At 70.6% G+C, this 25,391-nt stretch carries 21 protein-coding genes and 1 pseudogene; 12 read left to right on the top strand and 10 right to left on the bottom strand.

The features are described 5' to 3' along the window. The 3 genes from AB5J55_RS04640 to AB5J55_RS04630 all read right to left on the bottom strand — a co-directional run bounded on the left by AB5J55_RS04640 (position 1) and on the right by AB5J55_RS04630 (position 4,371). Positions 1-2,907, bottom strand: a complete 2,907-nt coding sequence (locus AB5J55_RS04640; RefSeq protein ID WP_369269420.1) for an NACHT domain-containing NTPase — start codon at positions 2,905-2,907, stop codon at positions 1-3. 130 nt (positions 2,908-3,037) lie between these two features. Continuing rightward, positions 3,038-3,766, bottom strand: coding sequence for a lysophospholipid acyltransferase family protein (locus AB5J55_RS04635; protein WP_369269419.1), 729 nt, complete (start codon positions 3,764-3,766; stop codon positions 3,038-3,040). 188 nt (positions 3,767-3,954) lie between these two features. Beyond that, complete coding sequence (locus tag AB5J55_RS04630) at positions 3,955-4,371, bottom strand: DUF4395 domain-containing protein (protein ID WP_369269418.1); 417 nt, start codon at positions 4,369-4,371, stop codon at positions 3,955-3,957. Positions 4,372-4,448: 77 nt separating this feature from the next. Here AB5J55_RS04630 and AB5J55_RS04625 point away from each other — a divergent pair, with 77 nt between their 5' ends. The 4 genes from AB5J55_RS04625 (at position 4,449) to AB5J55_RS04610 (ending at position 7,648) form a co-directional block, all read left to right on the top strand. Then, positions 4,449-4,862 carry a TlpA family protein disulfide reductase gene (locus AB5J55_RS04625; protein WP_369276091.1) on the top strand — a complete coding sequence of 138 codons (414 nt, stop codon included), beginning with the start codon at positions 4,449-4,451 and terminating at the stop codon, positions 4,860-4,862. 209 nt (positions 4,863-5,071) lie between these two features. Next, a complete protein-coding gene (locus tag AB5J55_RS04620; RefSeq protein ID WP_369269417.1) occupies positions 5,072-5,581 on the top strand; it encodes a flavin reductase family protein in 510 nt (169 codons plus the stop codon). Between the two features lie 242 nt (positions 5,582-5,823). Then, complete coding sequence (locus tag AB5J55_RS04615; RefSeq protein ID WP_328883406.1) at positions 5,824-6,612, top strand: electron transfer flavoprotein subunit beta/FixA family protein; 789 nt, start codon at positions 5,824-5,826, stop codon at positions 6,610-6,612. A gap of 73 nt (positions 6,613-6,685) precedes the next feature. Continuing rightward, positions 6,686-7,648, top strand: coding sequence for an electron transfer flavoprotein subunit alpha/FixB family protein (locus AB5J55_RS04610; RefSeq protein WP_369269416.1), 963 nt, complete (start codon positions 6,686-6,688; stop codon positions 7,646-7,648). A gap of 62 nt (positions 7,649-7,710) precedes the next feature. On the opposite strand, the gene AB5J55_RS04605 is transcribed toward AB5J55_RS04610, so the two are convergent. Continuing rightward, positions 7,711-8,622 (bottom strand): endonuclease/exonuclease/phosphatase family protein, encoded by a 912-nt coding sequence (locus tag AB5J55_RS04605; protein WP_369269415.1) that lies wholly within the window; start codon positions 8,620-8,622, stop codon positions 7,711-7,713. A gap of 204 nt (positions 8,623-8,826) precedes the next feature. Between AB5J55_RS04605 and AB5J55_RS04600 the strand changes: the two genes are divergently transcribed. Both AB5J55_RS04600 and AB5J55_RS04595 read left to right on the top strand, forming a co-directional pair. After that, positions 8,827-10,131, top strand: a complete 1,305-nt coding sequence (locus AB5J55_RS04600) for an aldolase/citrate lyase family protein (protein ID WP_369269414.1) — start codon at positions 8,827-8,829, stop codon at positions 10,129-10,131. Between the two features lie 103 nt (positions 10,132-10,234). Next, a complete protein-coding gene (locus tag AB5J55_RS04595; RefSeq protein WP_369269413.1) occupies positions 10,235-12,328 on the top strand; it encodes a protein kinase in 2,094 nt (697 codons plus the stop codon). 60 nt (positions 12,329-12,388) lie between these two features. Here AB5J55_RS04595 and AB5J55_RS04590 read toward each other — a convergent pair whose 3' ends face one another. Both AB5J55_RS04590 and AB5J55_RS04585 read right to left on the bottom strand, forming a co-directional pair. Beyond that, positions 12,389-13,204 carry a hypothetical protein gene (locus AB5J55_RS04590; protein WP_369269412.1) on the bottom strand — a complete coding sequence of 272 codons (816 nt, stop codon included), beginning with the start codon at positions 13,202-13,204 and terminating at the stop codon, positions 12,389-12,391. 19 nt (positions 13,205-13,223) lie between these two features. Further along, positions 13,224-14,273: a LacI family DNA-binding transcriptional regulator gene (locus tag AB5J55_RS04585; RefSeq protein ID WP_369269411.1), complete on the bottom strand. Its 1,050-nt coding sequence runs from the start codon at positions 14,271-14,273 to the stop codon at positions 13,224-13,226. Positions 14,274-14,543: 270 nt separating this feature from the next. On the opposite strand from AB5J55_RS04585, the gene AB5J55_RS04580 reads away from it, so the two are divergent. Then, entirely contained in the window at positions 14,544-15,494 is a 951-nt protein-coding gene (locus tag AB5J55_RS04580; RefSeq protein ID WP_369269410.1) for an ROK family protein, read from the top strand. A 52-nt stretch (positions 15,495-15,546) separates the two neighbouring features. Here AB5J55_RS04580 and AB5J55_RS04575 read toward each other — a convergent pair whose 3' ends face one another. Beyond that, positions 15,547-17,520, bottom strand: coding sequence for an NPCBM/NEW2 domain-containing protein (locus tag AB5J55_RS04575; RefSeq protein WP_369276090.1), 1,974 nt, complete (start codon positions 17,518-17,520; stop codon positions 15,547-15,549). 216 nt (positions 17,521-17,736) lie between these two features. On the opposite strand from AB5J55_RS04575, the gene AB5J55_RS04570 reads away from it, so the two are divergent. The 3 genes from AB5J55_RS04570 to AB5J55_RS04560 all read left to right on the top strand — a co-directional run bounded on the left by AB5J55_RS04570 (position 17,737) and on the right by AB5J55_RS04560 (position 20,251). Next, positions 17,737-18,723 carry a TIGR01777 family oxidoreductase gene (locus tag AB5J55_RS04570; protein WP_369269409.1) on the top strand — a complete coding sequence of 329 codons (987 nt, stop codon included), beginning with the start codon at positions 17,737-17,739 and terminating at the stop codon, positions 18,721-18,723. A 50-nt stretch (positions 18,724-18,773) separates the two neighbouring features. Further along, a complete protein-coding gene (locus AB5J55_RS04565; RefSeq protein WP_369276488.1) occupies positions 18,774-19,061 on the top strand; it encodes a hypothetical protein in 288 nt (95 codons plus the stop codon). 146 nt (positions 19,062-19,207) lie between these two features. Then, positions 19,208-20,251 carry an NUDIX domain-containing protein gene (locus AB5J55_RS04560; RefSeq protein ID WP_369269408.1) on the top strand — a complete coding sequence of 348 codons (1,044 nt, stop codon included), beginning with the start codon at positions 19,208-19,210 and terminating at the stop codon, positions 20,249-20,251. Here the strand turns inward: AB5J55_RS04560 and AB5J55_RS04555 are convergent. Further along, a pseudogene (locus AB5J55_RS04555) lies at positions 20,218-21,231 on the bottom strand (protein kinase family protein). The gene AB5J55_RS04560 and the pseudogene AB5J55_RS04555 overlap by 34 nt on opposite strands. 58 nt (positions 21,232-21,289) lie before the next feature. After that, positions 21,290-22,645, bottom strand: a complete 1,356-nt coding sequence (locus tag AB5J55_RS04550; RefSeq protein WP_369269407.1) for a dipeptidase — start codon at positions 22,643-22,645, stop codon at positions 21,290-21,292. A gap of 133 nt (positions 22,646-22,778) precedes the next feature. Between AB5J55_RS04550 and AB5J55_RS04545 the strand changes: the two genes are divergently transcribed. Then, on the top strand, positions 22,779-24,035 hold the full coding sequence (locus tag AB5J55_RS04545) for a geranylgeranyl reductase family protein (protein WP_369269406.1): 1,257 nt from the start codon (positions 22,779-22,781) through the stop codon (positions 24,033-24,035). Positions 24,036-24,092: 57 nt separating this feature from the next. On the opposite strand, the gene AB5J55_RS04540 is transcribed toward AB5J55_RS04545, so the two are convergent. Next, entirely contained in the window at positions 24,093-24,542 is a 450-nt protein-coding gene (locus tag AB5J55_RS04540) for a nitroreductase/quinone reductase family protein (RefSeq protein WP_369269405.1), read from the bottom strand. Positions 24,543-24,684: 142 nt separating this feature from the next. On the opposite strand from AB5J55_RS04540, the gene AB5J55_RS04535 reads away from it, so the two are divergent. Then, entirely contained in the window at positions 24,685-25,374 is a 690-nt protein-coding gene (locus AB5J55_RS04535; RefSeq protein ID WP_369269404.1) for a TetR/AcrR family transcriptional regulator, read from the top strand. Positions 25,375-25,391: the final 17 nt, after the last annotated feature.

The following is a 25,391-nucleotide window of genomic DNA, read 5'->3' as shown; positions in this document are numbered from 1 at the left end:
TCATGTCTGGCGCACGAAGTTCACCTCACGACGGGCCCAGCCCCGCAGAACGTCGCGGAACCTGTCCGGAACGGGGAGATCGGGCAGATGCGCTCTGTCATCGCCGTAGCGTGCCCGGATGTATGCGGCCAGGTCCGCGAGCGGGCCGAGCTCCGGGACGAGTTGCTCGATGGGAGGTTCGCGGCTGGCTTCCAGGGAGGTGAGGAGCATCGCTGAGGCCCCGAGATGGCTTTCCGGGGTGAGGTCGGGTATACACGGCCCCTCTCGCACGGAGAGGGATCGGGCGATGGTGACCAGGAAGGCCGACACGTCGTCGGCGTGGTCCGTCCAGGGCGGCTCGGGATGGTGGACCAACCATGCGCCGACGGCGGCACAGTCCCGCACAGCTGTCTCGAACGGCGGACGGCATCCCTGGGTTCCGAGAAGGAGGATGAACACGCAGCGGGACGCGTAGGGATACCAGGCCCCAGGACTGAAGATTCCCATCCGCCAGCCCCGGCAGAGCGAGCCGAAGTCAAGGTCGCAGCGCCGGAAACAGTCACCGAGGTCGGTCAGGCCATGGCCGAGGCAGACGTCCATCAGGCCTATGTGATCGGGGGCGACCGCCAGTAACGCCGCAGCATGTTGGGCGATCATCTGCCGAGAGAAGTCCTCCCAGTGTGCATGGGTGGAGGACGAGTAGGCACCGCGGAATGCGGCCCCGGCATAGCCGGCCACGAGCAGTGCCGCCCGGTTGCGCGTGGGGTCGCCTGATGCCACGGCCTCGGCGATGGCCTGGGTCAGTTCGTCCGTGACCACCTCGCGGGAGTCCCAGCTGCTGCGCAGCAGCGCAGCCAAGGGGTCGCTGAACTCCGTCTCGGGATCCCCGAGCAGGAGATGGTCCATGGTCGCCCGGGTCAGCCGCCGCACCATGCTCGGTGGCGGATCCACACAGGTCAGGCAACGTGAGAGGAACGCGAGCAGATTTCCGCGGCCGGTCGTCGACCTGCGGCGGCGGTCGCTGATCAGCGCCGTGAACACGCGCGCCGCCCCGTCCTCGGTCGTGCGCTCCTTCATCTGCACGGCCAGCTGGCCCATGACGTCCCACTCCTGGCGGGCCACTTTCGGCGCCAAGCGCCGCGCGAGCACTTCCGGTGTGTCACTCGTGCTCGCGAGATGGGAGGCCGCGAAGTATTCCAGGAACGTGCGGTGCGTGAACGTGTAGAGGCTCTCGCCCCGCGCGTTGGTGCCGACGTCACTGAACACCCAGGCGCGTCCTCGACAGAATGCCACGAACTGCTCAGCCGCCACCCTCGCTTCCGCATGGTCCTCATAGCCGCGTTGCTCCAGGAATTCCACGACACGGTCCACAAGTTCGCGCTCTGCCACCGCTGCGGCGTTGCCCTCTCGGGTGAAAAGCCAGAAGGCGATATGCCGCAGGGCGGGCTCTACCAGACGCGCCATCGAGAGTTCCACTTGGATCCTGCGGCGAACGTCCCACTTGCGGAACAGCAGCGACGCGCACTGTTCGTACACCTCGGGACGATTGCGCGGAAGGGACCCCGTACCGCGGTAGAGGATGCACATGAGAGCCAGCATGAGCGGGTTGGCACACAAGTCAGTCAGCCCGGAACTCTCGGCGAGAAAGCAGGAGGTGCTGTGCCGAGCGTCTTCTGCGGTTCCTTCCTCCTGCGCGAACCACTTCTCGATGTATTCCTGGCTCTGCTGCGCACCGAATGGCCCGAGCTGGTAGCACTCGAAAAGACGGTCGTCGAGGCGCGCCTCGTTGTACCCGACGGCCCGGGAGGTCACCAGAACGGGCGCGAGCGGGTATCTGGCGCAGAAGAGCTCGACGATCTCGGTCATTTCCCGTCGCCGGGTGGTGTCGACCAGTTCGTCGAGACCGTCGAAGACCACGGCTGCCGCACCGCTCAGGAGGAGGCGGTCGACGCCACCCGGCGGTGCGGGGCATTGGTAGTACGTTTCCAGGCGGTACTCGATGTGATCGACCACGGAGCGCTTGTCCGGATCGGTGAGGGCGAATTCGCGCAGGACGACGAGAAAGGGCACCGGCGCCCGGAGGTCGGCCGCCTGCCGCTGCAGGAGGACCTGGCAGGCGGTGGACTTGCCGCAGCCGGGGTCACCGAGCAGGACCGTCCGGTCGAGAGCGCGCTGCAGATCCGTCAGAGTGAGGGTGGGCGCGTCGTCCTGTGCGGCCCGGTTCTCCAGGAGCCTTGTGATGCCGGGACTCACATACAAGTCCTCGATCGGCACACGTCGTCGCCGCTCGAAGTCGGGTGGTTCCAGGGACCCGTGGGCGAACGCAGCCTGCCGTCGGTAGGCCGCGACGAACGCCTGGTCCGCTGCGAAGCAGCTCGAGTCCCGTAAGGACAGGGCGTGTGTGTGCCGTTCGATGGCCCCGAGGACGGCGACGATTCGAGCCGAGAACGCCTCCTGACGGATCCGGTCGAGCAGGGCGGTGTCGGAGTTGCCCAACTGGCCCACAAGCCCGGCGATTTCCAGGTCGCAGTGGTTGAAGAAGGCTTCTGCGAGGTTGCCCGCCACCATCTCGGAGTCTTCGAGTCCGGCCTCCGCGAGGTCAGGGGCCAGCGCTGCCCGGGCACAGGACGCGTACGCAGCACGGAGCTTCGCGATCCCGGCTTCAGGCGCGTCGGTGAGGCGCGATGCCATCAACTCGTGCATCAGCGCCTGGCTGTCGTCGCCACGCAGGAAGTCCTGCACCGGACCGGAGGGAACACCGTCCGGCAGCGCAGGAGCGGCCCCTCGTGCCGGTGAGAGCTGATAGGTGTCGAACCAGCGGAGCAGTGCCTGCTGGGCGTCATCCGCGCCTGCGGTCTCGCGTCTCAGCCAGCGCGCGATGCTGACGACGGCTTCGACGATCACTCCCGCTGCGACCTCGGCAAGCACGCAGCTCGGGCCCCCTTTCCCGGACTCCGGCCCGGTACGGCGACCGTAGCCGTGGGCCGACCGGGCGTCCAGACGGCGGGAGCGGCGGAGGACGCGGACTCGGTTCGAGAGGACGCGGGGCGCTCCGGCGTCAGCGGGCGTCGGCCTCGCGCACCTGCTCCGGCGTAGGTGCCGTGCCGCCGAGGTGGGCCGGCATCCACCAGGTGTCGTCCGCGTCCTTCGGGCGGACGGGGTAGGCGCGCTGGGCGGCTTCCAGGAGTTCCTGGACGCGCTCGCGCAGTTGGCGGGTGATCGCGCCCGCGTACTTGTCCTTGGAAGCCTCGATCGCCTCGCCGACCCGGATGTTGATCGGGGTGTGGCTGCGCTTGAAGTTGCGCGGGTGGCCCTTGGTCCACAGGCGCTGTGTGCCCCACACGGCCATCGGGATCAGCGGCACGCCGGCCTCCTGGGCCATCCGGGCGGCACCCGACTTGAAGCTCTTCAGCGTGAAGGACGGCGAGATGGTGGCCTCGGGGAAGACCCCGACGATCTCTCCGGACCGCAGCGAGTCCAGCGCGTGGGCGTACGCCGCCTCACCCTGCTTGCGGTCCACGGGGATGTGCTTCATCCCCCGCATCAGCGGGCCGGAGATCTTGTGCCGGAACACCGACTCCTTCGCCATGAAGCGCACAAGGCGCTTCTGCGGGAGCGCCGCCAGGCCGTTGAAGACGAAGTCCAGGTAGCTGATGTGGTTGCTCACCAGCACGGCGCCGCCCGAGCGCGGAATGTTCTCCGATCCCTTGCAGTCGATCTTGAGGTCCCACACCTTGAACAACGCCTGGGCGAAACCGACGACGGGACGGTAGACAAGCTCTGCCATGGACGGGGTGGACCCTTCCTTCTCTGCCTGGGTAAGGAGGCTCCCAGTGGAAAAGTTACGCAGCCGTAGGTTTACGGCTTGTCGCAGATCGTGCCCCAAGAACGGCCGAGGGCCAAGCCCAAGTGCCTGGGAATGGCGAGATCCTCGTCACGTCGACCCGTGATCCACCTCGGGCTTTTGTGCCGCCTTTACTCGGCGCGCACCGTCACTCTGCGCAGCAACAGGTATGTCTCGCAGCCCAGGCAGTACCCGAAGACGGCATTCAGGAACGCGGCCGCGAGCGCGGCTCCGGTCGCGGCGAGTCCCAACCAATCCGGACCGAGCGTGTACCCGACCAGCCCGAGGCCCGCGAAGAGCAGCCCGACCGCCTGGGCGAACCGCGGCGGCTCCGGCGCCTCGAAGTCGGTCGGTGGGCCGATCCGGGGCCGTACGGCTGTGCGGAACAGCCAGCCGTACGGCGAGCGACCCACCCCGCCCGCCGCGCCCAGCGCGAACGCCAGGGTCTGCCAGGCCAGCAGCCAGGCGCTTCCGGTGACCAGGACGACGGCAAGCACCACGGTCGTCACGGCCGCCCCGAAGCGCGGCCCCCTCACATCAATGTCCATGAATCAAGCATTCCGCAATGGAAAGGCTTCCGGGGAGTCGGGAATCTTTGCAGTCTCGTGAACGCTTGAGCAGGGTGATGACCGGACTGGTGGTGTGCGTGGTGGTGCTCGCGGTGGCGAGTGCCTACGGAGTGCTGCAGCGGCGGCGGAGCGGGAGAGTACGGGTGCGCGGGCGCGATGACGGAAAGCGGCTCGGCGCGGCCGAGTTGGGCGCGGCGCTGGGCGAGCGCGCCACCCTCGTGCAGTTCTCCAGCGCCTTCTGCGCCCCCTGCCGGGCCACTCGGCGCGTGCTCGGTGAGGTCGCCGACATGGTCCCGGGCGTGACCCACGTCGAGATCGACGCGGAGGACCACCTGGACCTCGTACGCCGCCTCGACATCCTCAAGACGCCGACCGTGCTGGTCCTCGACGCCACCGGAAACGTCGTACGGCGGGCCACCGGTCAGCCGCGCAAGGCGGATGTGATCGCGGCGCTGGGCGAAGCGGTCTGAGGGGCTGTGAGGCCGAGGGTGAGTCATCTCCCACATCCCGGAACCCACTTGACTGTGTGTACCACCTATCGTCAGCCTGACCTTATGCCTGAGGAACTCCTTCTCTTCGTACGGGCCCACGTCGATCTGGCCCGCACCGCGAGCGCGCGCTGTCCGGGCTGTTGAGCACCCACGGATCGCCACGCCTCCCCTCGCAGAAGGACAACTCCATGACGGCCACGTCCGGCCTCGGTACCCCTCAGCTCGCCTCTCCCGACCTGCTCCGCTCCGTCTTCCGGCGGCATGCCGCCGGAGTGGCAGTGATCACCGCCCGCGGTGAGACGGGCCCGGTCGGCTTCACCGCCACCTCTGTCACGTCCGTCTCCGCGGATCCCCCGATGCTCTCCTTCGGCATCGGCACCGGTGCGTCCAGCTGGCCGGCGATAGCCGCGACGGAGTACGTCGGCGTCCACATACTCGGCGAGCACCAGCAGGAGCTCGCCGCCACCTTCGCCCGCAGCGGCGCCGACCGCTTCGGCCCGCCCACGGCCTGGGGCGAGGGCCCGGAAGGCGTCCCCGTCCTCGACGACGTCCTTGCCTGGACGGTGTGCCGGGTCGTGGCACGCGTGCCGGCCGGCGATCACCGCATCGTGCTGGCGGAGGTTGTCCTGGGTGATTCATCGGGGCCCGGGCGTCCGCTTCTGTACCACCAGGGCCGGTTCAACGGCCTGCGTGACTGACCTCACCGCACCGATGTGACGGAACCGGCTGCCCACGGTTCTGCGAAGCCGTCGGTTTCCGATTACGCTGCGTTGCAAAGGTCACAGTTCAAAGCGCTTGCTTAGCGGGAATGAACTGGGTGTACTGACGAGTAATATTTCGCTCGGAGCGCGAGTCGCCCCGAACGGGAACGGCCGCTTGGGGCGCCTATGCTGCCTGCAAGTAGGCAGCAGAGAAATGTCGACGCAGTAGGAGAGCCGGCGTGAGCTTGAGGATCGTTGTCACCGTGAAGTACGTGCCCGACGCCACTGGCGACCGGCACTTCGCCGATGACCTGACCGTCGACCGGGACGACGTGGACGGTCTGCTCTCCGAGCTCGACGAGTACGCGGTCGAGCAGGCGCTGCAGATCTCCGAGAACTCCGACGACGACGTGGAGATCACCGTTCTGACGGTGGGCCCGGAGGACGCCAAGGACGCGCTGCGCAAGGCGCTGTCGATGGGCGCCGACAAGGCGATCCACGTCGAGGACGACGACCTGCACGGCACCGACGCCCTGGGCACCTCGCTGGTGCTGGCCAAGGCGATCGAGAAGGCCGGCTACGACCTGGTGATCTCCGGCATGGCCTCCACCGACGGCACCATGGGTGTCGTACCGGCCCTGCTCGCCGAGCGCCTGGGCGTCCCGCAGGTCACCCTGCTGTCCGAGGTCTCCGTCGAGGACGGCACGGTCAAGGGCCGCCGGGACGGCGACGCCGCCTCCGAGCAGCTCGAGGCCTCCCTGCCGGCCGTCGTGTCGGTCACCGACCAGTCGGGCGAGGCCCGCTACCCCTCCTTCAAGGGGATCATGGCGGCCAAGAAGAAGCCGGTGGAGTCCTGGGACCTGTCCGACCTCGACATCGAGGCCGAGGAGGTCGGCCTGGAGGGTGCGTACACCGTCGTGGACGGCGCGGCCGAGCGTCCGGCACGCACCGCCGGCACGATCGTCAAGGACGAGGGCGAGGGCGGCAAGCAGCTCGCCGAGTTCCTCGCGAGCCAGAAGTTCATCTAAGGGTCCGTCGGCCCGCTGAGGCTCAACACCCCTTCCGCCCCTCAGACTTCGCAATCCGCAGGAGAGCAATCCCATGGCTGAAGTTCTCGTCTACGTCGACCACGTGGACGGTGCCGTCCGCAAGCCCACCCTGGAGCTGCTGACCCTGGCCCGCCGCGTCGGCGAGCCGGTCGCCGTCGCGCTGGGCAACGGCGCCGCCGACACCGCCGCCTCGCTCGCCGAGCACGGCGCGGTCAAGGTCCTCACCCACGAGGCCGCCGAGTACGCCGACTACCTGGTCGTCCCGAAGGTCGACGCCCTTCAGGCCGCCGTCGAGGCCGTCTCCCCGGCCGCCGTCCTGGTCCCGTCCTCCGCGGAGGGCAAGGAGATCGCCGCCCGTCTGGCGCTGCGCATCGGCTCCGGCATCATCACCGACGCCGTCGACATCGAGGCCGGCGACGAGGGCCCGGTGGCCACCCAGTCGGTGTTCGCCGCGTCCTTCACCACCAAGTCCCGTGTCTCCAAGGGCACCCCGGTCATCACGGTCAAGCCGAACTCGGCCGCCGTGGAGGCCGCTCCGGCCGCCGGTGCGGTCGAGGCCCTGTCGGTGTCCTTCTCCGCCCAGGCGACCGGCACCAAGGTCACCGGCCGCACGCCGCGTGAGTCGACCGGCCGTCCGGAGCTGACCGAGGCCGCGATCGTGGTCTCCGGTGGCCGTGGCGTCAACGGCGCCGAGAACTTCGCGATCATCGAGGCCCTCGCCGACTCGCTCGGCGCGGCCGTCGGCGCCTCGCGTGCCGCCGTGGACGCCGGCTGGTACCCGCACACCAACCAGGTCGGCCAGACCGGCAAGTCGGTCTCGCCGCAGCTGTACATCGCCTCCGGCATCTCCGGCGCGATCCAGCACCGCGCCGGTATGCAGACCTCGAAGACGATCGTGGCGATCAACAAGGACGCCGAGGCCCCGATCTTCGACCTGGTCGACTACGGCGTCGTCGGCGACCTCTTCGACGTCGTCCCGACCCTGACCGAGGAGATCAAGACCCGCAAGGGCTGATCCCGCACGGGCACACCGAGGCCCCCGTGACCGTCCGGCGGTCACGGGGGCCTCGGCCTTTTTCAGCCCAGGGTCAGGGACGCCTGCACGGGCAGATGGTCGCTCGGGAACTGGCCGTCGTCGGAGAAGGTGTTGATCGTCGCCCGGTGCGCCGTGACGCCGGGCGTGCTCAGGACCCAGTCGATACGGTCGCCGTTCGGTGTCAGCGGCTTGTAGCCGTGGAAGGTCGCGTACAGCGCGCTGCGCTCGGACGCGGTGTGCCAGGTGTCGACGAGACCGGCGCCGAGCAGCGTGTCGTAAACCGCGTTCCTGTGAGCGGCGACGTTGAAGTCCCCGGTCACCACGACCGGCAGGGAGCGGTCGAAGCCGGCGATCCGCTGGGCGATGAGAGCGGCGCTGCGCTCGCGCGCGTACTGGCTCACGTGGTCGAAGTGGGTGTTGAGGACGTAGAACTCCCGTCCGCCGTCGGCCAGATCGCGGAACCGGACCCAGGTGACCATGCGGGCGAAGGCCGCGCCCCAGGTGTTGGAGCCGATCACGTCGGGGGTGTCGGAGAGCCAGAAGTGGTCGTACTCGGTCGGACGCAGCCGGTGGGAGTCGTAGAAGATCGCCATGGACTCGTCGCGGCTGCCGTGCAGCCGGCCGGTGCCGACCCAGTCGTAGCGCGGGCCGAGGTCGGAGTCGATGTCGAGTAGCTGGGAGAAGATGCCCTCCTGGGTGCCGAGGACGTGCGGGGCCTCGCGGCGCAGCAACTCGCGCATCACCGGTCTGCGCACGCTCCAGCTGTTGGGCTCGGTGGTGCTCGCGAAGCGCAGGTTGAAGGACATGACCTGGAGGTGCCGGCGGGCGGCCGGGCGTTCGCCCGCCGACGCGGACGTCGTGGGCAGTGCTGTACTGGAGAGGGGTGCGGTGACCGCCGCGGCCAATGCGGCCTTCAGGCCCAGACGGCGCGTGACTCGGCTGTGGTTCGGCACTGAGGCTCCTTCGGTGGGAACTGCCGGACGAGTCGTGCGGGGCGTGCGTATGGAAGTGTGATACCGCGCCCTGAGATGGGCGTGAACATGGCGGGTTGGGTGAGTGACTCCCCGTGGACATGGTGTTGACCAGTCGGAAGGTCGCCGGATAACTTCATTCTACGGATTGTTGATTCCGTATCGCGGAAGTCAGGAGGATATGGGATGGGTCAGGGCCAGCAGGAGAAGGTGGCGACCAGCCTCGCGGGTGCCGTCAGCGAGGAGATCAGCGCCTCCCTCGCGCCGGTCGACGCCGAGCTGGAGCGCCGCTACCCCGGAGACCCCGGCACCCGCCAGCCCGTCCACACCGTCTACGTCCCCGGTGACGTCTTCGCCGCCGACACCGTCCGCTCCTGGGGCGACCAGGCCCTCGCGCTCCTCGACGAACACGCCCCGGACGCCGCGTCCTTCGCCGCCGTGCTCGGCCTGTCCGACGAACTCGCCGAGCCCGTCCACGCGCGTGTGCGCGCCAAGCTGGAGCGCGAGCCCATCGAGGACCTGCGCGTCGACTTCGAGGACGGCTACGGCCCCCGCCCGGACGCCGAGGAGGACGAGGCGGCCGCACGCGCCGCACGGCTCATCGCCGAGGCGTACGAGAACGGCACGGCGGCCCCGTACATGGGCATCCGCATGAAGTGCATGGAGGCACCCGTACGCGACCGGGGCATCCGCACCCTCGACATCTTCCTCACCGGCCTGATGGAGGCCGGTGGCCTGCCCGACGGGCTGGTGCTCACCCTGCCCAAGGTCACGTACCCCGAGCAGGTCACCGCCATGGTGCGGCTCCTGGAGGAGTTCGAGAAGGCGCGCGGGCTCGAGCCCGGCCGGATCGGCTTCGAGATCCAGATCGAGACCAGCCAGTCCATCCTCGCCACCGACGGCACCGCCACCGTCGCCCGGATGATCCAGGCCGCCGAGGGCCGAGCCACGGGCCTGCACTACGGCACCTTCGACTACAGCGCCTGCCTCGGCGTCTCCGCCGCGTACCAGGCCAGCGACCACCCGGCCGCCGACCATGCCAAGGCGATCATGCAGGTCGCGGCGGCGGGCACCGGCGTACGCGTCTGCGACGGCTCGACGAATGTCCTGCCGGTCGGCCCGACCGCGAAGGTCCACGACGCCTGGCGACTGCACTACGGCCTCACCCGACGTGCCCTGGCCCGCGCCTACTACCAGGGCTGGGACATGCATCCCGGCCACATCCCGACCCGCTACGCGGCCGTCTTCGCCTTCTACCGCGAGGGCTTCGAGCAGGCGGCGGCCCGCCTCGCCCGGTACGCCAACCGGACCGGCGGCGACGTCATGGACGAGCCCGCCACCGCCAAGGCGCTCAGCGGCTACCTGCTGCGCGGCCTGGACTGCGGTGCCCTCGACATCGGCGAGGTCGCCCGGCTGACCGGCCTGACCCGTGTCGACCTGGAGGGCTTCTCGGTGCCCAGGAGGGGCGATCTGACGGCTTCCGCGAAGTAGCGGCCCTGTCACATTCGCAACCACCGGCTGGCGTTGTCACTCCTGCCCCGTAGTCTGTACGCCACGCAAGGCATGTCAGTGGTGTCACAGGAACGGGGCAGCGGTGTCATCGGGGGAGAACGGACAGGCGGACGAGACCGGTCGGCTGCTGGCCGGGCGCTATCGCGTGGTGGCGCAACTCGGGCGCGGCGGCATGGGCGTGGTCTGGCGTGCCCTCGACGAGGTGCTGGGTCGCGAGGTCGCCGTCAAGGAGCTGCGCACCTACTCGGACGCCGACGGTCCCGAACTGGCCGATTTGCGGCTGCGGATGCAGCGCGAGGCCCGCGCGGCGGCCCGGGTCAAGCACTCGGGCGTCGTCGCCGTGCACGACGTCGCCGAGGTCGACGGACGCCCGCTGATCGTCATGGAGCTGGTCGACGGTCCCTCCCTGGAGGCGGTGCTGCGCGAGCGCGGCACCCTCGACCCGCGTGAGGCGGCCGGGATCGGCGCCAAGGTCATGGACGCGCTGGCCGCCGCCCACCGCGCCGGCGTCCTGCACCGCGACGTCAAGCCCGGCAACATCCTGCTCGACCGCTCCGGCCGGGTCGTCCTGACCGACTTCGGCATCGCCGCCATGGACGACCCGGGCGACGGCGCGGCCACCCAGCTCACCCGCACCGGCCATCTCGTCGGCTCCCTGGACTACTTGGCCCCCGAGCGCGCCCAGGGCGCCGATCCGGGTCCGTCCTCGGACGTCTGGGCCCTGGGCGCCACGCTGTACGCCGCGGTGGAGGGCGCCGCGCCCTTCCGCCGTACGTCGACGTTCTCCACACTCACCGCGATCGTCTCCGAGCCCCTGCCGGAGCCCGTCAACGCCGGGCCGCTCGGCCCCGTCCTGGCGCGGCTGATGGACAAGCGGTCCGAGTCCCGCCCGGAGGCCGACGAGGCACGCGAACTCCTCCTGGCGGTGGCCGAGTCGGGCGGCACGGACGCGCCGACGGCGGCCCTGCGGAGCTCGGCGGACGCCGGGCCCGGTCGGGCCGAGACGGAGCGCAACGTCCCCTCGGTGCCACCCGGATTCGGGCCCACGGCCGCTGTCCCCGACGGGCGGGGACACGGGTCACCCGCGCCGACCGGGTCCGCCGGACAGGCGTACGGCGGCCAGGGGCGGAGTGCGCCAGAACCTCAGAGCGCCGACACGCCACAGCAGGGCGTACCCGCGTCGGACCTGCCCGGTGCGCCACGCTTCGGTACTGCGGGGCAGGGCGCGAACGGCCCCGCGTCTCCCGGCCAAGGCACGCCACCGGCACAGGGCTTCGGCCCCGCCGGCCATCCCGGCCCGCCCGTACCCGGACACGGACCCGGCGCCCCGGGGCAGGCCGCATCGCCGTACGGCAGTGTGCCGGGGCACTCCGCTCAACCCCCGCACGGCTTCGGCAGCCCCGGCCCCTCGCCGCACGATTCGGCCGCCACCGGCCCCATGGTCACGTCCGCCCAGAGCCCCTCCCGGCGCAAGAGCCGCGCCCTGCTCGCCGCCGTGGCCGTCACCGTGGTCCTCGCGGCCAGTGGGGTCACGGTCGCCCTCCTGAACAACTCGGGCGACGCCAAGGCCGAGGAGCCGAGCACGTCGGCGGTCGCCGCCACGGGCAAGTCCGCCGAGGCGAGCGGCAGTCCCGACGCGGATCGCTCGGGCGACGGAGGCCTGACCGAGAAGGACGACGACAAGAAGTCCCCCGACGCGACCAAGTCCCCCAGCGGCACGGCGGAGGGCGAGCCCACCGATCGCCCCACCACCTCGTCCCCGACCAAGGCCTCGGGCGCAGGCGGCACCGACGGCGGGACCACGGGCGGCGGTTCCGGCGACGGCGGCACCACGGGCGGTGGCGGAACCACAGGTGGCGGTGGGACCACGGGCGGCGGCGGGACCACGCCGGACCCGTCCTGTTTCGCCATCGGCGGCGGCAAGTACAACTGCCAGGTCTGGAAGACCGCCAGGTCCTACACCGCCTCCGGCACCGAGGTCGGCATCCTCAACGCGGGCACCAACTACTTCTACTGCCAGCAGAACCTCGGCCGCCGGGAGACGTCCGGCCAGTGGACCAACGTGTGGTGGGCCAAGACGGACGACGACAGCGGCAACACGAACGTCTTCGTCAGCGACGTCTACCTCGAGGGCGGCAACAACGACGAGCCGGTGCCGGGACTCCCGGTCTGCTGAACCCGGTCTGCTGAGCTCCGGCCCGGCAACTCAGTTCCGGTCGCCTCAGTCCCGGTCGCCTCAGTTCCGGTCGCCTCGGTTCCGGTCGCCTCGGTTCCGGTCGCCTCGGTTCCGGTCGACCCGAAGGTACTTCTCCAGCCCGGAGGCCGTCACCAGCCGCTCCTGGGCGAGCAGCCGCGTTCCCCGCTCACACAACCCCGCGTCGGCTCGGGCACGCTCGCAGAACTCCTCGGGAGTGCCCCCGAACAGCTCCCGCAACCGGGCCGAGCCCAGCAGGAGTTCCGCGATCAGCGCATGCTGGCCGGGATGGGTGCGGGGCGCGCCGGAGCCGTCGTGCAGGACGCCATGGCGGTTCACGTACACGAAGGTGCCCGGGAGCGCGCTGCCGTCCGTCGTCTCGATCCGCACGTCGGGTGCCGGCAGCCAGGCGCGGCCGAAGTTTCCGTCCGGTGTCGGTACGCCCTCGCTGGTGTCGATCACCGCGAGCTGCTCGGAGTCGAGCCAGGTGATGAACAGCTCCCGGACGTGGCCCGGTGCTTCGAAGGGCGACGCGGACATGTACCCCATGCGGCTCACGTGCGCGGAGACACCGACCTCGATGCCCGTCACCCGCACCTTCACCATCGGGAGGGGAGTGACGATTCCGAAAGCGGCCATCTTGCGCCGCAGTTGGCCGGGGGAGGCGTTGGAGCCGACCGCGAGGACCGGCACGCGGTCGTCGTACACCAGGCGGTCCAGGGGCAGCAGCCGGTCCCCGTCGAGGAGTCCGGAGTCCGACGGCCAGGCGCCCGGATAGAGCAGCGGATGATCGCGCGGCGCCTCCGCCAGGCCGAGCGCCTCCAGCGTGCGGTCCTGCACGGGCCGCGAGCTGCTCATACTGTGGTCCATGGGCTGCTCAGTCCGCAGGCGGCAGCTCGCCCGAGCCGCGGGTGATCAGCCGAGTCGGCAGCTCGATGCGTTCCGGGGTGACCAGGGTGCCGTCCAGCTGCCGGAACAGCCGCTCGGCGGCGGTACGGCCGAGAGCCGCGGCGTCCTGGGCGACGACGGTGACGCCGGGCTGCAGCAGGTCGGCGAGTTCGATGTCGTCGAAGCCGACGAGGGCGACACGACGGGTCTGCTCGGCGAGGACACGGATCACGGTGACCGTCACGCGGTTGTTGCCCGCGAAGATCGCGGTGACGGGGGAGGGGCCGGAGAGCATTTCCTCGGCCGCCCTGCGCACCCGCTCCGGGTCGGTGACGCCCAAGGACATCCAGGCGTCCTCCACCGGTATGCCCGCGTCCTCCATGGCGGCCCGGTAGCCCCGCAGCCGCTCGGCGGCCGTGTGGATGCGGGGCATGTCGCCGATGAAGCCGATCCTGCGGTGGCCGTGGGCGATGAGGTGGGCGACGCCGTCGCGGGCACCGCCGTGGTTGTCGGACAGGACGCAGTCGACGTCGATCTGCCCGGCCGGGCGGTCGACGAACACGGTGGCGACGCCCGCCTTGAGCTCGGGCTCCATGTACCGGTGGTCGTCACCGGCCGGAATGATCACCAGCCCGTCCACCCGCCGCGCGCACAGCGCCAGCGCCAGCTCCTGCTCGCGATCCGGGTCCTCGGCGCTGGAGCCGTTGATGAGCAGGGCGCCGTGTGCTCGGGCGACCTCCTCGACCGCCCGGCTGAGCGGGCCGTAGAAAGGGTCCGCAAGATCCTCCAGGACCAGGCCGATGCTCGCCGTACGGCCCTTGCGCAGCACCCGCGCGCTGTCATTGCGGCGGAAGCCCAGGGCGTCGATGGCCTCCTGGACGCGACGCTCCGTCTCCGGGGTGACGCCGGGCTCTCCGTTGACCACACGCGAGACGGTCTTCAGGCCCACGCCGGCACGCGCCGCGACGTCCTTCATGGTCGGACGGTTGCCGTAGCGGTTCTCCGGAAGGCGGTCGGAGCGGCGGATGGTCTCGGCCACGATGCGGTGTCCTGTCCTGTCGTCGTCCACGGGACGAGTCGATCCATGAGGCTCACTCGGTCCGCGCGGATGCGTCTGTCCATGGGGATGCGTCGGTCCATGGGTTTGTATGAGGATGTGGCGTCGAGCATAGAGCCTGGACAACGTTGTCAGATCCAGGGGACACTGTCCACCGCAATCTCCGGCCTGCGCCCCCACCGCGAGACCGGCTCGCCCAATTCCCGTGGTTGACGGGGAGATCCGAATGGTTGACGGGGAGAACTGACACTGATGCACACCGACCTCGTGGCTGCGCTCGACATCGGCGGCACCAAGATCGCCGGAGCGCTGGTGGACGGCCACGGCAAGATCGCGGTCCGGGCTCAGCGCGCGACGCCCGCCCGGGAGGACGGCGACACGGTGATGCGGGCCGTCGAGGAGGTCGTCGGCGAACTCACCGCATCGCCCCTGTGGGGACGCGCCACGGCCCTGGGTATCGGCAGCGCGGGACCGGTGGACGCCTCCGCGGGCACCGTGAGTCCGGTGAACGTGCCCGGCTGGCGCGACTATCCGCTGGTCCAGCGCGTCCGCGAGGCGGCCGGCGGCCTGCCCGTCGAGCTGATCGGCGACGGCGTGGCCATCACGGCGGCCGAGCACTGGCAGGGAGCCGCCCGGGGGCACGACAACGCGCTCTGCATGGTCGTCTCGACGGGCGTCGGCGGCGGCCTGGTCCTGAACGGCCGACTGCACCCCGGCCCCACCGGCAACGCCGGCCACATCGGTCACATCAGTGTCGATCTGGACGGCGATCTGTGCCCGTGCGGTTCGCGGGGTTGCGTGGAACGCATCGCGAGCGGTCCCAACATCGCCCGGCGCGCGATCGAGAACGGCTGGCAGCCGGGTCCGGGCGGCGACACGTCCGCCGCCGCGGTGGCCGCCGCGGCGCAGGACGGGGACCCGGTCGCCGTGGCCTCCTTCGAACGGGCCGCGCAGGCCCTCGCCGCCGGGATCGCGGCCACCGCGACCCTCGTCGAGATCGACATCGCGGTGATCGGCGGCGGAGTGGGCAAGGCGGGCGACGTCCTGTTCACCCCGCTCCGCAGGGCCCTCCACGACTACGCCACCCTGTCCTTCGTCCAGCGCCTGACGATCACGCCGGCCCAGATGGGCACGGACGCCGGGCTGGTGGGGGCCGCGGCGGCCGCGCTCGCCGGGAAGGCGGGCGCGGCGGCGGGGGTCTGAGCACCCCGGCGGGCAGGAACGTTCAGTCATCGGGTGGGGGCGGGCGGACCGCTCAGCAGGTCAGTCGCGCCTCCGCCCAGTCCCCGTGGTCCGAGGTGACGCCGTCGGCGCCGTCGGTGACGACGAGCCGGACCACCTGGGCGCCGGTCACATCGGCCGTGAGCGCCTGGGCCGGCATCGCGTTGGTGAGGACGCCGGTCGAGGCGGCCCGAGTGCCGTCCGCCCAGATCTCGAAGGCGACGGTGCCGTCGGCGCCCTCCTCGTCGTCCACCCCGACCTGCGCGGTGACCGTCTCGCACGCGCCGCCGCCGTAGTACTCGACGGTGCTGTCGGCGTGGACTCCGAGCCCCGTGCCGTACACCACCCCGCCGATCGTGATCGGATTCCCGTCGCCGGCGTCGCTCTCTCCGTTGCTGGTGTTGCGCTCGACGGGGCCCCATCCGTTGGTGGCTGAGAGCCACGGAAGGTCACCGAGCCCGGACGTCCCCGAAGGCGGCGCCACCACGACCGTCGCGGTCAGCGGCAGCGCGCTGCCGACGCGGACACCGGAGGGAGAGCGGTAACTCGCCTTGAGAGTGAGGCCGTACGACCCCGGCGGCGTCCCCTGCGGTGCGGTGACCGCCCACTTGGTGCGCAGGGAGCGGCCCGTGGAGAGCGCGGGTGAGGTGGTGGGTGACGTCGCCTTGACGGACCATCCCTCGGGGCCGGTCAGCGAGACGGACACGCGCTTGGCCGTCGTACGCCCGAGGTCGGTGACCGTCGACGTGAGGTCTGCCTTCTTTCCCGCCTCGACCAGCGGACTGCCGTCCAGGCCGAGTTCGACGGCGGGCGGGTGCTGGACCGACTTGGAATCGGCGGCGACGCGCAGCAGGACGGTGCCGTGCGCGGGGACGGTCGCGGAGATCGTGCCTGCGGTGTTGTAGGTCCGGTGCTGCCACAGGTCGCGCAGGGCGTAGGCGTCGGCGGCGGGCAGGCCGACCGCGTCGGCGGTCGTCGTGATGCGCTGGGCGGCGCCGGACTCGTTGAAGAGGGCCACCGCGCGGCTGCCGTCCCGCATCTCCTTGGCGACGACCCAGCGCCCGCCCTGCGAGGAGATCACCGTGCCCTGCTTGCCCAGCGGGTCCTGGTCGACCGCGATGACCTCGCGGTTGCCGAGGATCTCGAAGGTCTCCGCGGTGGCCGAGCGGAGGTCGGAGCCGATGAGGAGCGGAGCGGCCATGATCGCCCACATCGAGAAGTGCGAGCGGTACTCGGTGTCGGTCATGCCGCCGTTGCCGACCTCCAGCATGTCGGGGTCGTTCCAGCGGCCGGGCCCGGCGTGCGCAGCGAGCGGCAGGTTCTGCTTGAGGATCGACAGCATCGAGCCCCAGTTGTCGCTGATGTCGCCGGTCGTGCGCCACAGCTGACCGACGTCGGCGGCCCACTCCCAGGGCTTGTTCTCGCCCCACTCGCAGATGCTGTGGACGATGGGACGGCCCGTGGCCCGCAGGGCGTCGCGCATGGTCGTGTAGCGCAGCTTGGCGTCCACGCCCTGGTTGTTGCAGTTGTCGTACTTGAGGTAGTCCACGCCCCAGTCCGCGAACTGCTGGGCGTCGCTGTACTCATGGCCGAGCGAGCCCGGGAAGCCGGCGATGTTGCAGGTCTTCGTGCCCGCGCTGGTGTAGATGCCGAATTTCAGGCCCTTGGAGTGGACGTAGTCCGCGACCGCCTTGATCCCGTTCGGGAAGCGGACGGGATCGGGTACGAGCTTGCCGTTCGCGTCCCTGGACGGCAGGGCCCAGCAGTCGTCGAGGTTGACGTACTCGTATCCGGCGTCCTTGAGGCCCTTCTCGACGAAGATGTCCGCGATCCCCTTGACCATGGACTCGTTGAACTCGGCACGGCAGTGCGTGGAGTTCCAGTTGTTGAAGCCCATGGGCGGGGTGAGGGCGAGGCCCTCCGCCGGGGCTGGAGCCGTGGGGGCCGCGGCGGCGGGGGCGGCGAGTCCTGCCGCGCAGAGCAGGCCTGCGGCGAGTGCTCCGACCACTCTTGTGCGGGTTGTGCGGGTGTGAAGGCTACGCACCGTTACGTTCCTCCGTACCTGCGAAGACGGGTGACGGCATGTACGCGTCATAGTGCGTTAACGGTAGAACCTGTCGGAGTGTGTTGGAAGTCGTCGGGGGGCGGAATGATGAGCCGAGAGGAGTTTTTGAACATGTTCAACGTTCTGGGGTAAGGTCGTTCCCACACGAGAGGGGGAGCCATGAAGATAGTGATTCCCGGGGGAACCGGGCAGGTGGGCGCGGTCCTGAACCGTGCGCTGAGCAGCGCGGGCCACGAGGTCGTCGTCCTGACGAGGCGGCCCACGCGCGACGGCGAGGTCCACTGGGACGGCGAGACCCTGGGGCCGTGGGCCACGGCGATCGACGGCAGCGACGTCGTGATCAACCTGGCGGGGCGCAGCGTCAGCTGCCGCTACACCGCGCCCAATTTGCAGGCCATGATGGATTCGCGGGTGCACTCCACCCAGGTCGTCGGCGAGGCGATCGCGAGCGCGGCCCGGCCGCCGCGGGTCTGGCTGCAGATGAGCACGGCCACCATCTACGCCCACCGCTTCGACGCGCCCAACGACGAGGCGACGGGCATCATCGGCGGCAGCGAGCCCGATGTGCCGGACTACTGGTCCTACAGCATCGACATCGCCAGGTCCTGGGAGCGGGCGCAGGAAGAGGCCGACACGCCGCACACCCGGAAGGTCGCCCTGCGCTCCGCCATGGTGATGAGCCCTGATCGCGGCGGCGTCCTCGACATGCTGCTGCGACTCGCGCGGCTGGGCCTCGGCGGCCCCGTCGCGGGTGGCGCCCAGTACATCTCCTGGATCCACGACCGCGACTTCGTCCGCGCGGTCGAGTTCCTGATCGAGCGGGACGACGTCGTCGGGCCGGTGAACATCGCCGCCCCCGAACCCCTGCCACAACGCGCGTTCATGCGGGACCTTCGCTCCGCGTCGCGCGTCCCCGTGGGCCTGCCCGCGACGAGGTGGATGGCGGAGATCGGCGCGTTCGCCCTGCGCTCGGACACCGAGCTGCTGCTCAAGAGCCGCCGTGTCGTCCCTGGCCGGCTGCTCGACGAGGGGTTCGCCTTCGAGTACGCCCGCTGGCCGGAAGCGGCCGACGACCTCGTACGGCGCGCACGGCAGCGCGGGCTCCACGGGGGCCGGACCGGGGCCGGAGTTCCGTCGCTGACCTGATCGTCCGAAGGGGAGCGTGACTCCCGGCCCGTTCCACAGTTGAACCCACCATGAAGAAGCGCAGCATGCTCGCCATCGCCTCCCTGGCCACCGGATTCGTCGTCGCGGCGGTCACTCCGTCCCATGGCGCCGAAACCCCCGCCACCGGTGGTTCCCCCGCCACCGGGCTGCCTGCCGCCGGGATCCCTGTCAGCGGCGCTCAGACGAGGGTCGCCGGCGTGAACGTGGACGACGCCCTGGACACGGTCGGCCGGGCCATCAACCGGGAGACGGACCGGGCCGTGAACGACGCCCCGCACGGGAAGACCAAGAACGGCAAGAACGGCAAGAAGGGCTGACGAGCCCACCGGCACCACCGCACGGCGCCGGAGCCCCCGAATCCGAGGGGACTCCGGCGCCGTTGTCATGCGCTCTCTACGGGAGCTGGTTTCCGTGGCAGGGTGGAGCGGGCAAGCCACAGGGGGCCAACAGAAGAGGGGGAAACGTGATCGTTTGGATCAACGGTGCGTTCGGTGCGGGGAAGACCACCACCGCACGGGAACTGATCGAGCTGATCCCGAACAGCACGCTCTTCGACCCCGAGGTCATCGGCGGAGCACTCACTCACCTGCTTCCGCCCAAACACCTCACCGAGGTCGGTGACTTCCAGGACCTGCCGATCTGGCGACGTCTCGTGATCGACACGGCGGCCGCGCTGCTCGCCGAGCTCGGCGGGACCCTCGTTGTTCCGATGACGCTGCTGCGCCAGGAGTACCGCGACGAGATCTTCGGCGGCCTCGCCGCCCGCCGCATCACCGTCCAGCATGTGCTCCTCACCCCGGCGGAAACGATCCTGCGGGAGCGAATAGCCGGGCAGGAGGTTCCGTCCGACCCGCCCGACGGCGAGATACGGGTCCGGCAGTGGTCGTACGACCGCATAGAGCCGTATCGCGCCGCGCTCGCTTCCTGGCTGACCGCCGACGCCTATCTCGTCGACAACGGCGGCCTGACCCCGTACGAGACCGCCGTCCGTATCGCCGAGGCCGTCGGCAGCGGTTCGGTCCCCGTCTGCGACATCGTGCAGACGCCCGAGCCCACCGCCGAGACCCTCGCCTCGGGCGTCCTGCTCTTCGACGAGGAGGACCGCGTGCTGCTCGTCGACCCCACCTACAAGGCCGGCTGGGAGTTCCCCGGCGGCGTCGTGGAGCCCGGCGAGGCGCCCGCGCGCGCGGGCATACGCGAGGTAGCCGAGGAGACGGGGATACGGCTGGACGACGTACCGCGCCTCCTCGTCGTCGACTGGGAGCGGCCCTCGCCCCCCGGATACGGAGGTCTGCGCCTTCTCTTCGACGGCGGGCGGCTCGACTCGGCGGAGGCCGAACAGCTCCTGCTGCCCGGGCCCGAACTGCGCGACTGGCGCTTCGTCACCGAGGCGGAGGCGGCCGAGCTGCTGCCGCCGGTGCGGTACGAGCGGTTGCGCTGGGCGCTGCGGGCGCGGGAACGCGGGGCGGCGCTCTATCTGGAGGCGGGGATACCGACGCCTTCCTGAGCGAGCTCCAGCGCTTCGTACGGGTACGGCGTCAGCCTGCTCTCGTTCTGGAGCCGCTGGGCGAAGTCACCCATCACCACGGCGAGCGGCGCGTACCGCTCGATGGCGCCGGCGGCGACCGCGGGATCCCGTGGGGCCTGAGGCCCTCGGAGCAGGCACGCACGAAGGTCTCGCGGTCGTCCCGGTCATGGCCGTACAGGGCGGTCGCGAGCCAGTTCACGAAGTGGAAGGCCGTGTAGACGCGGTCGTAGCGCCGGTGCCGCTCGAAGAAATCGCGCTCCTGCGGGGTGAGGCGGCAGCGGGCGGAGAGAGCGAGGCCGTAGTCGGCGAGGTACAGCCGGCGCCCGTCGGTGAGGATGTTCTGGAAGAGGGCGTCGAAGTGCAGCAGCCGGGCCTCGTGAACGTCACGGCCGTGAGCTCCTTTCCCACGAAGGCGCATGCGGCATCGGCCTCGTCCGTGCGGAGCCGGGCGTCCAGCCAGTCGTGCAGGGTGTGCGGAACGTACTCCAGGAACAGCGCCAGGCTCGCGGTCGCCGTCCGTAGTCCCTCGATGCGCTCGCGCACCTGCGGGCCGCCGCCCCAGTACGCGACGGCCCGCTCCGCGTCGGCCAGTTCATCGGGAAGGGGCTGTGGCGGCTGCGGCAGGATCCGCCAATGATGTGTCAGCGGGAATCCCGGGAACCGGCCGGCCAGCACCCGGTTGGTGGTCATCGTGTGCACGGCGGGTTCGCGCCAGGCGCCGAAGCCCGGACTGCCGAAGCCGTAGTGGAAACTGGTTGCAGGCCGAGGACGTTGGCCGTGGAGCGGGCGTTCTGCGGCCGCACCTCGGTGTCGGTGACCGGGCCTAGTTTCACGAAGACGCGTCTGCCGTCGACCTCGATCAGCGTCGACCGTCCGCCGATCCCCGTGCCGAGCGGAGTCCCCTCCGCCACGAGGTCCGAGAGCTCGTGGTCGGAGAGAAGCGCCAGGGATGTCGCGATGCCGGTGTGAGCGGTGAGGCGCGGAGCGGGTCATGGCCCCATCCTCAGCGCAAGTGCCTCAGCTTGCCGCGTAGTTGCGCAGGAACAGGGCCTCGGCGACCGACAGGCGCTCCAGCTCCTGCGGGGACACGCTCTCGTTCACGGCGTGGATCTGGGCCTCCGGCTCGCTCAGGCCGATGAGGAGGATCTCCGCGTGCGGGTAGAGGGAGGCGAGGGTGTTGCACAGCGGGATCGAGCCGCCCTGGCCGGCGTACTGCATCTCCTGGCCCGGGAACGCCACCGCCATCGCGTCCGCCATGGCCTCGTACGCCGGGCTGCTCGTGTCGGCGCGGAACGCCTGACCCTGGCCCGTCTGCTCGATGCGCACCCGGGCACCCCACGGCGTGTGCGTCTCCAGGTGGGCCTGGAGCAGCTTGGTCGCCTCGGCGGCGTCGACGCCCGGCGGCACCCGCAGGCTGATCAGCGCCCGGGCGCTCGCCTGCACGGACGGGGTGGCGCCGACGACCGGCGGGCAGTCGATGCCCAGGACGGTGACGGCGGGGCGTGACCAGATACGGTCGGCGACCGTGCCGGAGCCGATCAGCTCGACACCGTCGAGGACCTTGGCGTCCTTGCGGAACTGCGCCTCGTCGTACTGCAGCCCCTGCCACGCCGATTCGTCGGTCAGCCCGTCCACCGTCGTCGAACCGTCCTCGGCGCGCAGCGAGTCCAGGACGCGGATCAGCGCGCCGAGCGCGTCCGGAGCGGCCCCGCCGAACTGGCCGGAGTGCAGGTTGCCTTCGAGTGTGTCGATCTGCACGCGCATGAGGGTCATGCCGCGCAAGGTCGAGGTGACCGTCGGCAGGCCGACGCGGAAGTTGCCCGCGTCGCCGATCACGATGGTGTCGGCCGCCAGCAGGTCCGGGTGTGCCTCGGCGTACCGCTCCAGACCGCCCGTGCCCATCTCCTCCGAGCCCTCGGCGATCACCTTCACGTGCACCGGCACGCCACCGTTGGCCTTGAGCGCGCGCAGCGCCAGCAGGTGCATGATCAGGCCGCCCTTGCAGTCGGCGGCGCCGCGCCCGTACCAGCGGCCGTCGCGCTCGGTCAGCTCGAAGGGCGGAGTGTGCCAGGCGGCCTCGTTCAGCGGGGGCTGCACGTCGTAGTGGGCGTACAGCAGCACCGTCTTCGCGCCCGCGGGGCCGGGCAGGCAGCCGTACACCGACTGCGTGCCGTCGGGGGTGTCCAGCAGGGCCACGTCCTCGAAGCCCTCAGCGCGCAAGGCGTCGGCGACCCAGCGGGCGGCGCCCTCGCTCTCGCTCCTCGGGAACTGGTCGAAGTCCGCCACCGACTTGAACGCCACCAGTTCGGTGAGCTCCGCCTTCGCCCTTGGCATCAGCGAGGCGACGGTCTCGGCGACCGGATTCGACGACATGGGCACGCTCCTTGTGGGTGCGACGTTGTACCAGTGAGTGCTGTGATCCTCCCACAGCAGCCTGCGACGATGCCCGCCGTAGGATGCTGGGGACAGCAGGCGTAGGCGGCTTGATCGGGAGCAGTAGACCATCGTGAGCAGCGAGAACTCTTCGGCGGACGACGTGCAGCAGGTGTGGGACGTCGTCGTGGTGGGCGCGGGACCCGCGGGGGCCTCGGCCGCGTATGCGGCGGCGGTCGCCGGGCGGAGCGTGCTGGTGCTGGAGAAAGCGGAGCTGCCGCGCTACAAGACATGCGGCGGCGGCATCATCGGCCCCTCGCGCGACTCGCTCCCACCCGGCTTCGAGCTGCCCTTCCGCGACCGGGTGCACGCGGTCACGTTCTCCAACAACGGCCGCTTCACCCGCACCCGCCGCTCCAAGCACATGCTGTTCGGGCTGATCAACCGGCCCGAGTTCGACCAGCAACTGGTCGAGCACGCCCAGAAGGCGGGCGCCGAGCTGCGTACGGGCGTGACCGTGCAGCGCGTCGAGCAGCACGGCTCGGCGGTGCCGGACCGGCGCAGCGTCGCCGTGGTCCTGCAGGGCGGCGAGACGCTGCTCGCGCGGGCCGTCGTCGGCGCTGACGGCAGCGCCAGCCGGATAGGAGCCCACGTCGGGGTGAAGCTCGACCAGGTGGACCTCGGTCTGGAGGCGGAGATCCCGGTGCCGGAGACGGTCGCCGAGGACTGGCAGGGGCGGGTGCTCATCGACTGGGGACCGATTCCCGGCAGTTACGGCTGGGTGTTCCCCAAGGGCGACACGCTCACGGTCGGGGTGATCTCGGCGCGCGGTGAAGGCGCCGCGACCAAGCGGTACTTGGAGGAGTTCATCGGGCGGCTCGGGCTCGCCGGGTTCGAACCGAGCATCTCCTCCGGCCACTTGACGCGTTGCCGCGCCGACGACTCGCCGCTGTCGCGCGGGCGGGTGCTGGTGTGCGGTGACGCGGCGGGCCTGCTGGAGCCGTGGACACGCGAGGGAATCTCGTTCGCGCTGCGGTCGGGGCGGCTCGCGGGGGAGTGGGCGGTGCGGATCGCCGAGGCGCACGACGCCGTGGACACCCGGCGCCAGGCTCTGAACTACGCCTTCGCGATCAAGGCGGGACTCGGCGTCGAGATGAGCGTCGGCAAGCGGCTGCTGACGGCGTTCGAGCGTCGTCCCGGGCTCTTCCACATGGCTCTGACCGGTTTCCGGCCGGCCTGGAAGGCGTTCATGGACATCACCCGTGGCGCCACGTCACTGGGCGAGATGGTCCGTACGCACCCCATGGCCCAGCGCGCCCTGACCGCGCTGGACAACCGACAGCCGGCGAACCCGGCTCCGGCGCCGGCGGCCGACGAGGCCACTTCCTGACGATGATCCAGGCCACCGCGTGACGACGACCCCGGGCACTTCCGTACGACGCCCGGGTCACTTCTCGACGGTGATCCGGAAGACGGGGTGGTCCGGGGCGGCCGCGATGATCTCCTCGTCGGAGGACTTCGCGGTGACCCCGTTGAAGTACTGGTTGACCTCCCAGCCCCACTTCTCCAGGTAGGTCCGCAGGATCGGGAGCTTGATCTCGTCGGGAATCTCCACCGCGGAGAACTGACGCACCTTGCGCCCGACACGCAGTTCCCCACCGCCGGCGGCGCGCATGTTGCGCACCCACTGGGAGTGGCCGCGGGCCGAGACGAGGTACTGCGTGCCGTCGTACGTATGCGGATTGACCGGGATGCGCTGCAGGTTGCCGCTCTTGCGCCCGCGCACGGACATCTCCGCCGTGCCCGCGATGCTGAACCCGCGCCGGGCCAGCCAGCCGACGACGCTGTTGAAACGGACGGTCAGCGGGCTGCCCTTGAGGTAGTACGGCGACGACATCGGTGACTCCCGGAGTTTGATCTCGAGACTGAGAGAGCGGTGCTCTCGCTTAAGAGCAGTGTGCACGAGATTGCTGATCCAGGGCAAGAGCAGTGCTCTCGAATATGTGCACTGCTCCGCGATCCGTGGGAGACTGGCTCACATGAGCAGCACCACACAGGGCGCACGTGCCCGGGCCAGGCTGGAAGTCACGGCGGCCATCAAGGACGAGGCGCGCAGACAGCTCGCGGCCGAGGGCGCCGCGAAGCTCTCGCTGCGCGCTGTGGCCCGCGAACTCGGCATGGTCTCCTCCGCGCTCTACCGGTACTTCCCCAGCCGGGACGACCTGCTGACCGCTCTCATCATCGACGCCTACGACTCCCTCGGCGAGTGTGCGGAGGCCGCGCACGGCAAGGCCGCCGACGCCGGGCCCGTGGGGCGCTGGACGGCGGTCGCGGAGGCCGTACGCGACTGGGCGCTGCGGCATCCGCACGAGTACGCGCTGATCTACGGCTCGCCCGTGCCCGGTTACACCGCGCCCGACACCACGGTCCCGCCCGCCTCCCGCGTCGGCCTGCTCTTCATCGGCATCCTCCGCGACGCCCACCAGCACTCCGGCCTCACCGAACCGCCCCTGTCCGCCGAACTGCGCCCCGAGGCCGAGCGCATGGCCGCCGACCTGGCCCCCGACCTCCCCCCGGCGACGGTCGCGGCCCTGATCGCCGCCTGGGCCCAGCTCTTCGGGCTCGTCGGGTTCGAGCTGTTCGGGCAGTTCCACCGGGTCGTGGAGGACCGGGAGACCTTCTTCCGGCATGCGGTGGGCCGGCTCGCCCAGGAGGTGGGACTGGCGTGAGCCGCCGAGGAGGGGGC

Source organism: Streptomyces sp. R11 (assembly GCF_041051905.1).
GTDB lineage: Bacteria > Actinomycetota > Actinomycetes > Streptomycetales > Streptomycetaceae > Streptomyces.
Note: the sequence above shows the minus strand (reverse complement) of the source record. Positions and strands in the feature narration are given on the sequence as shown.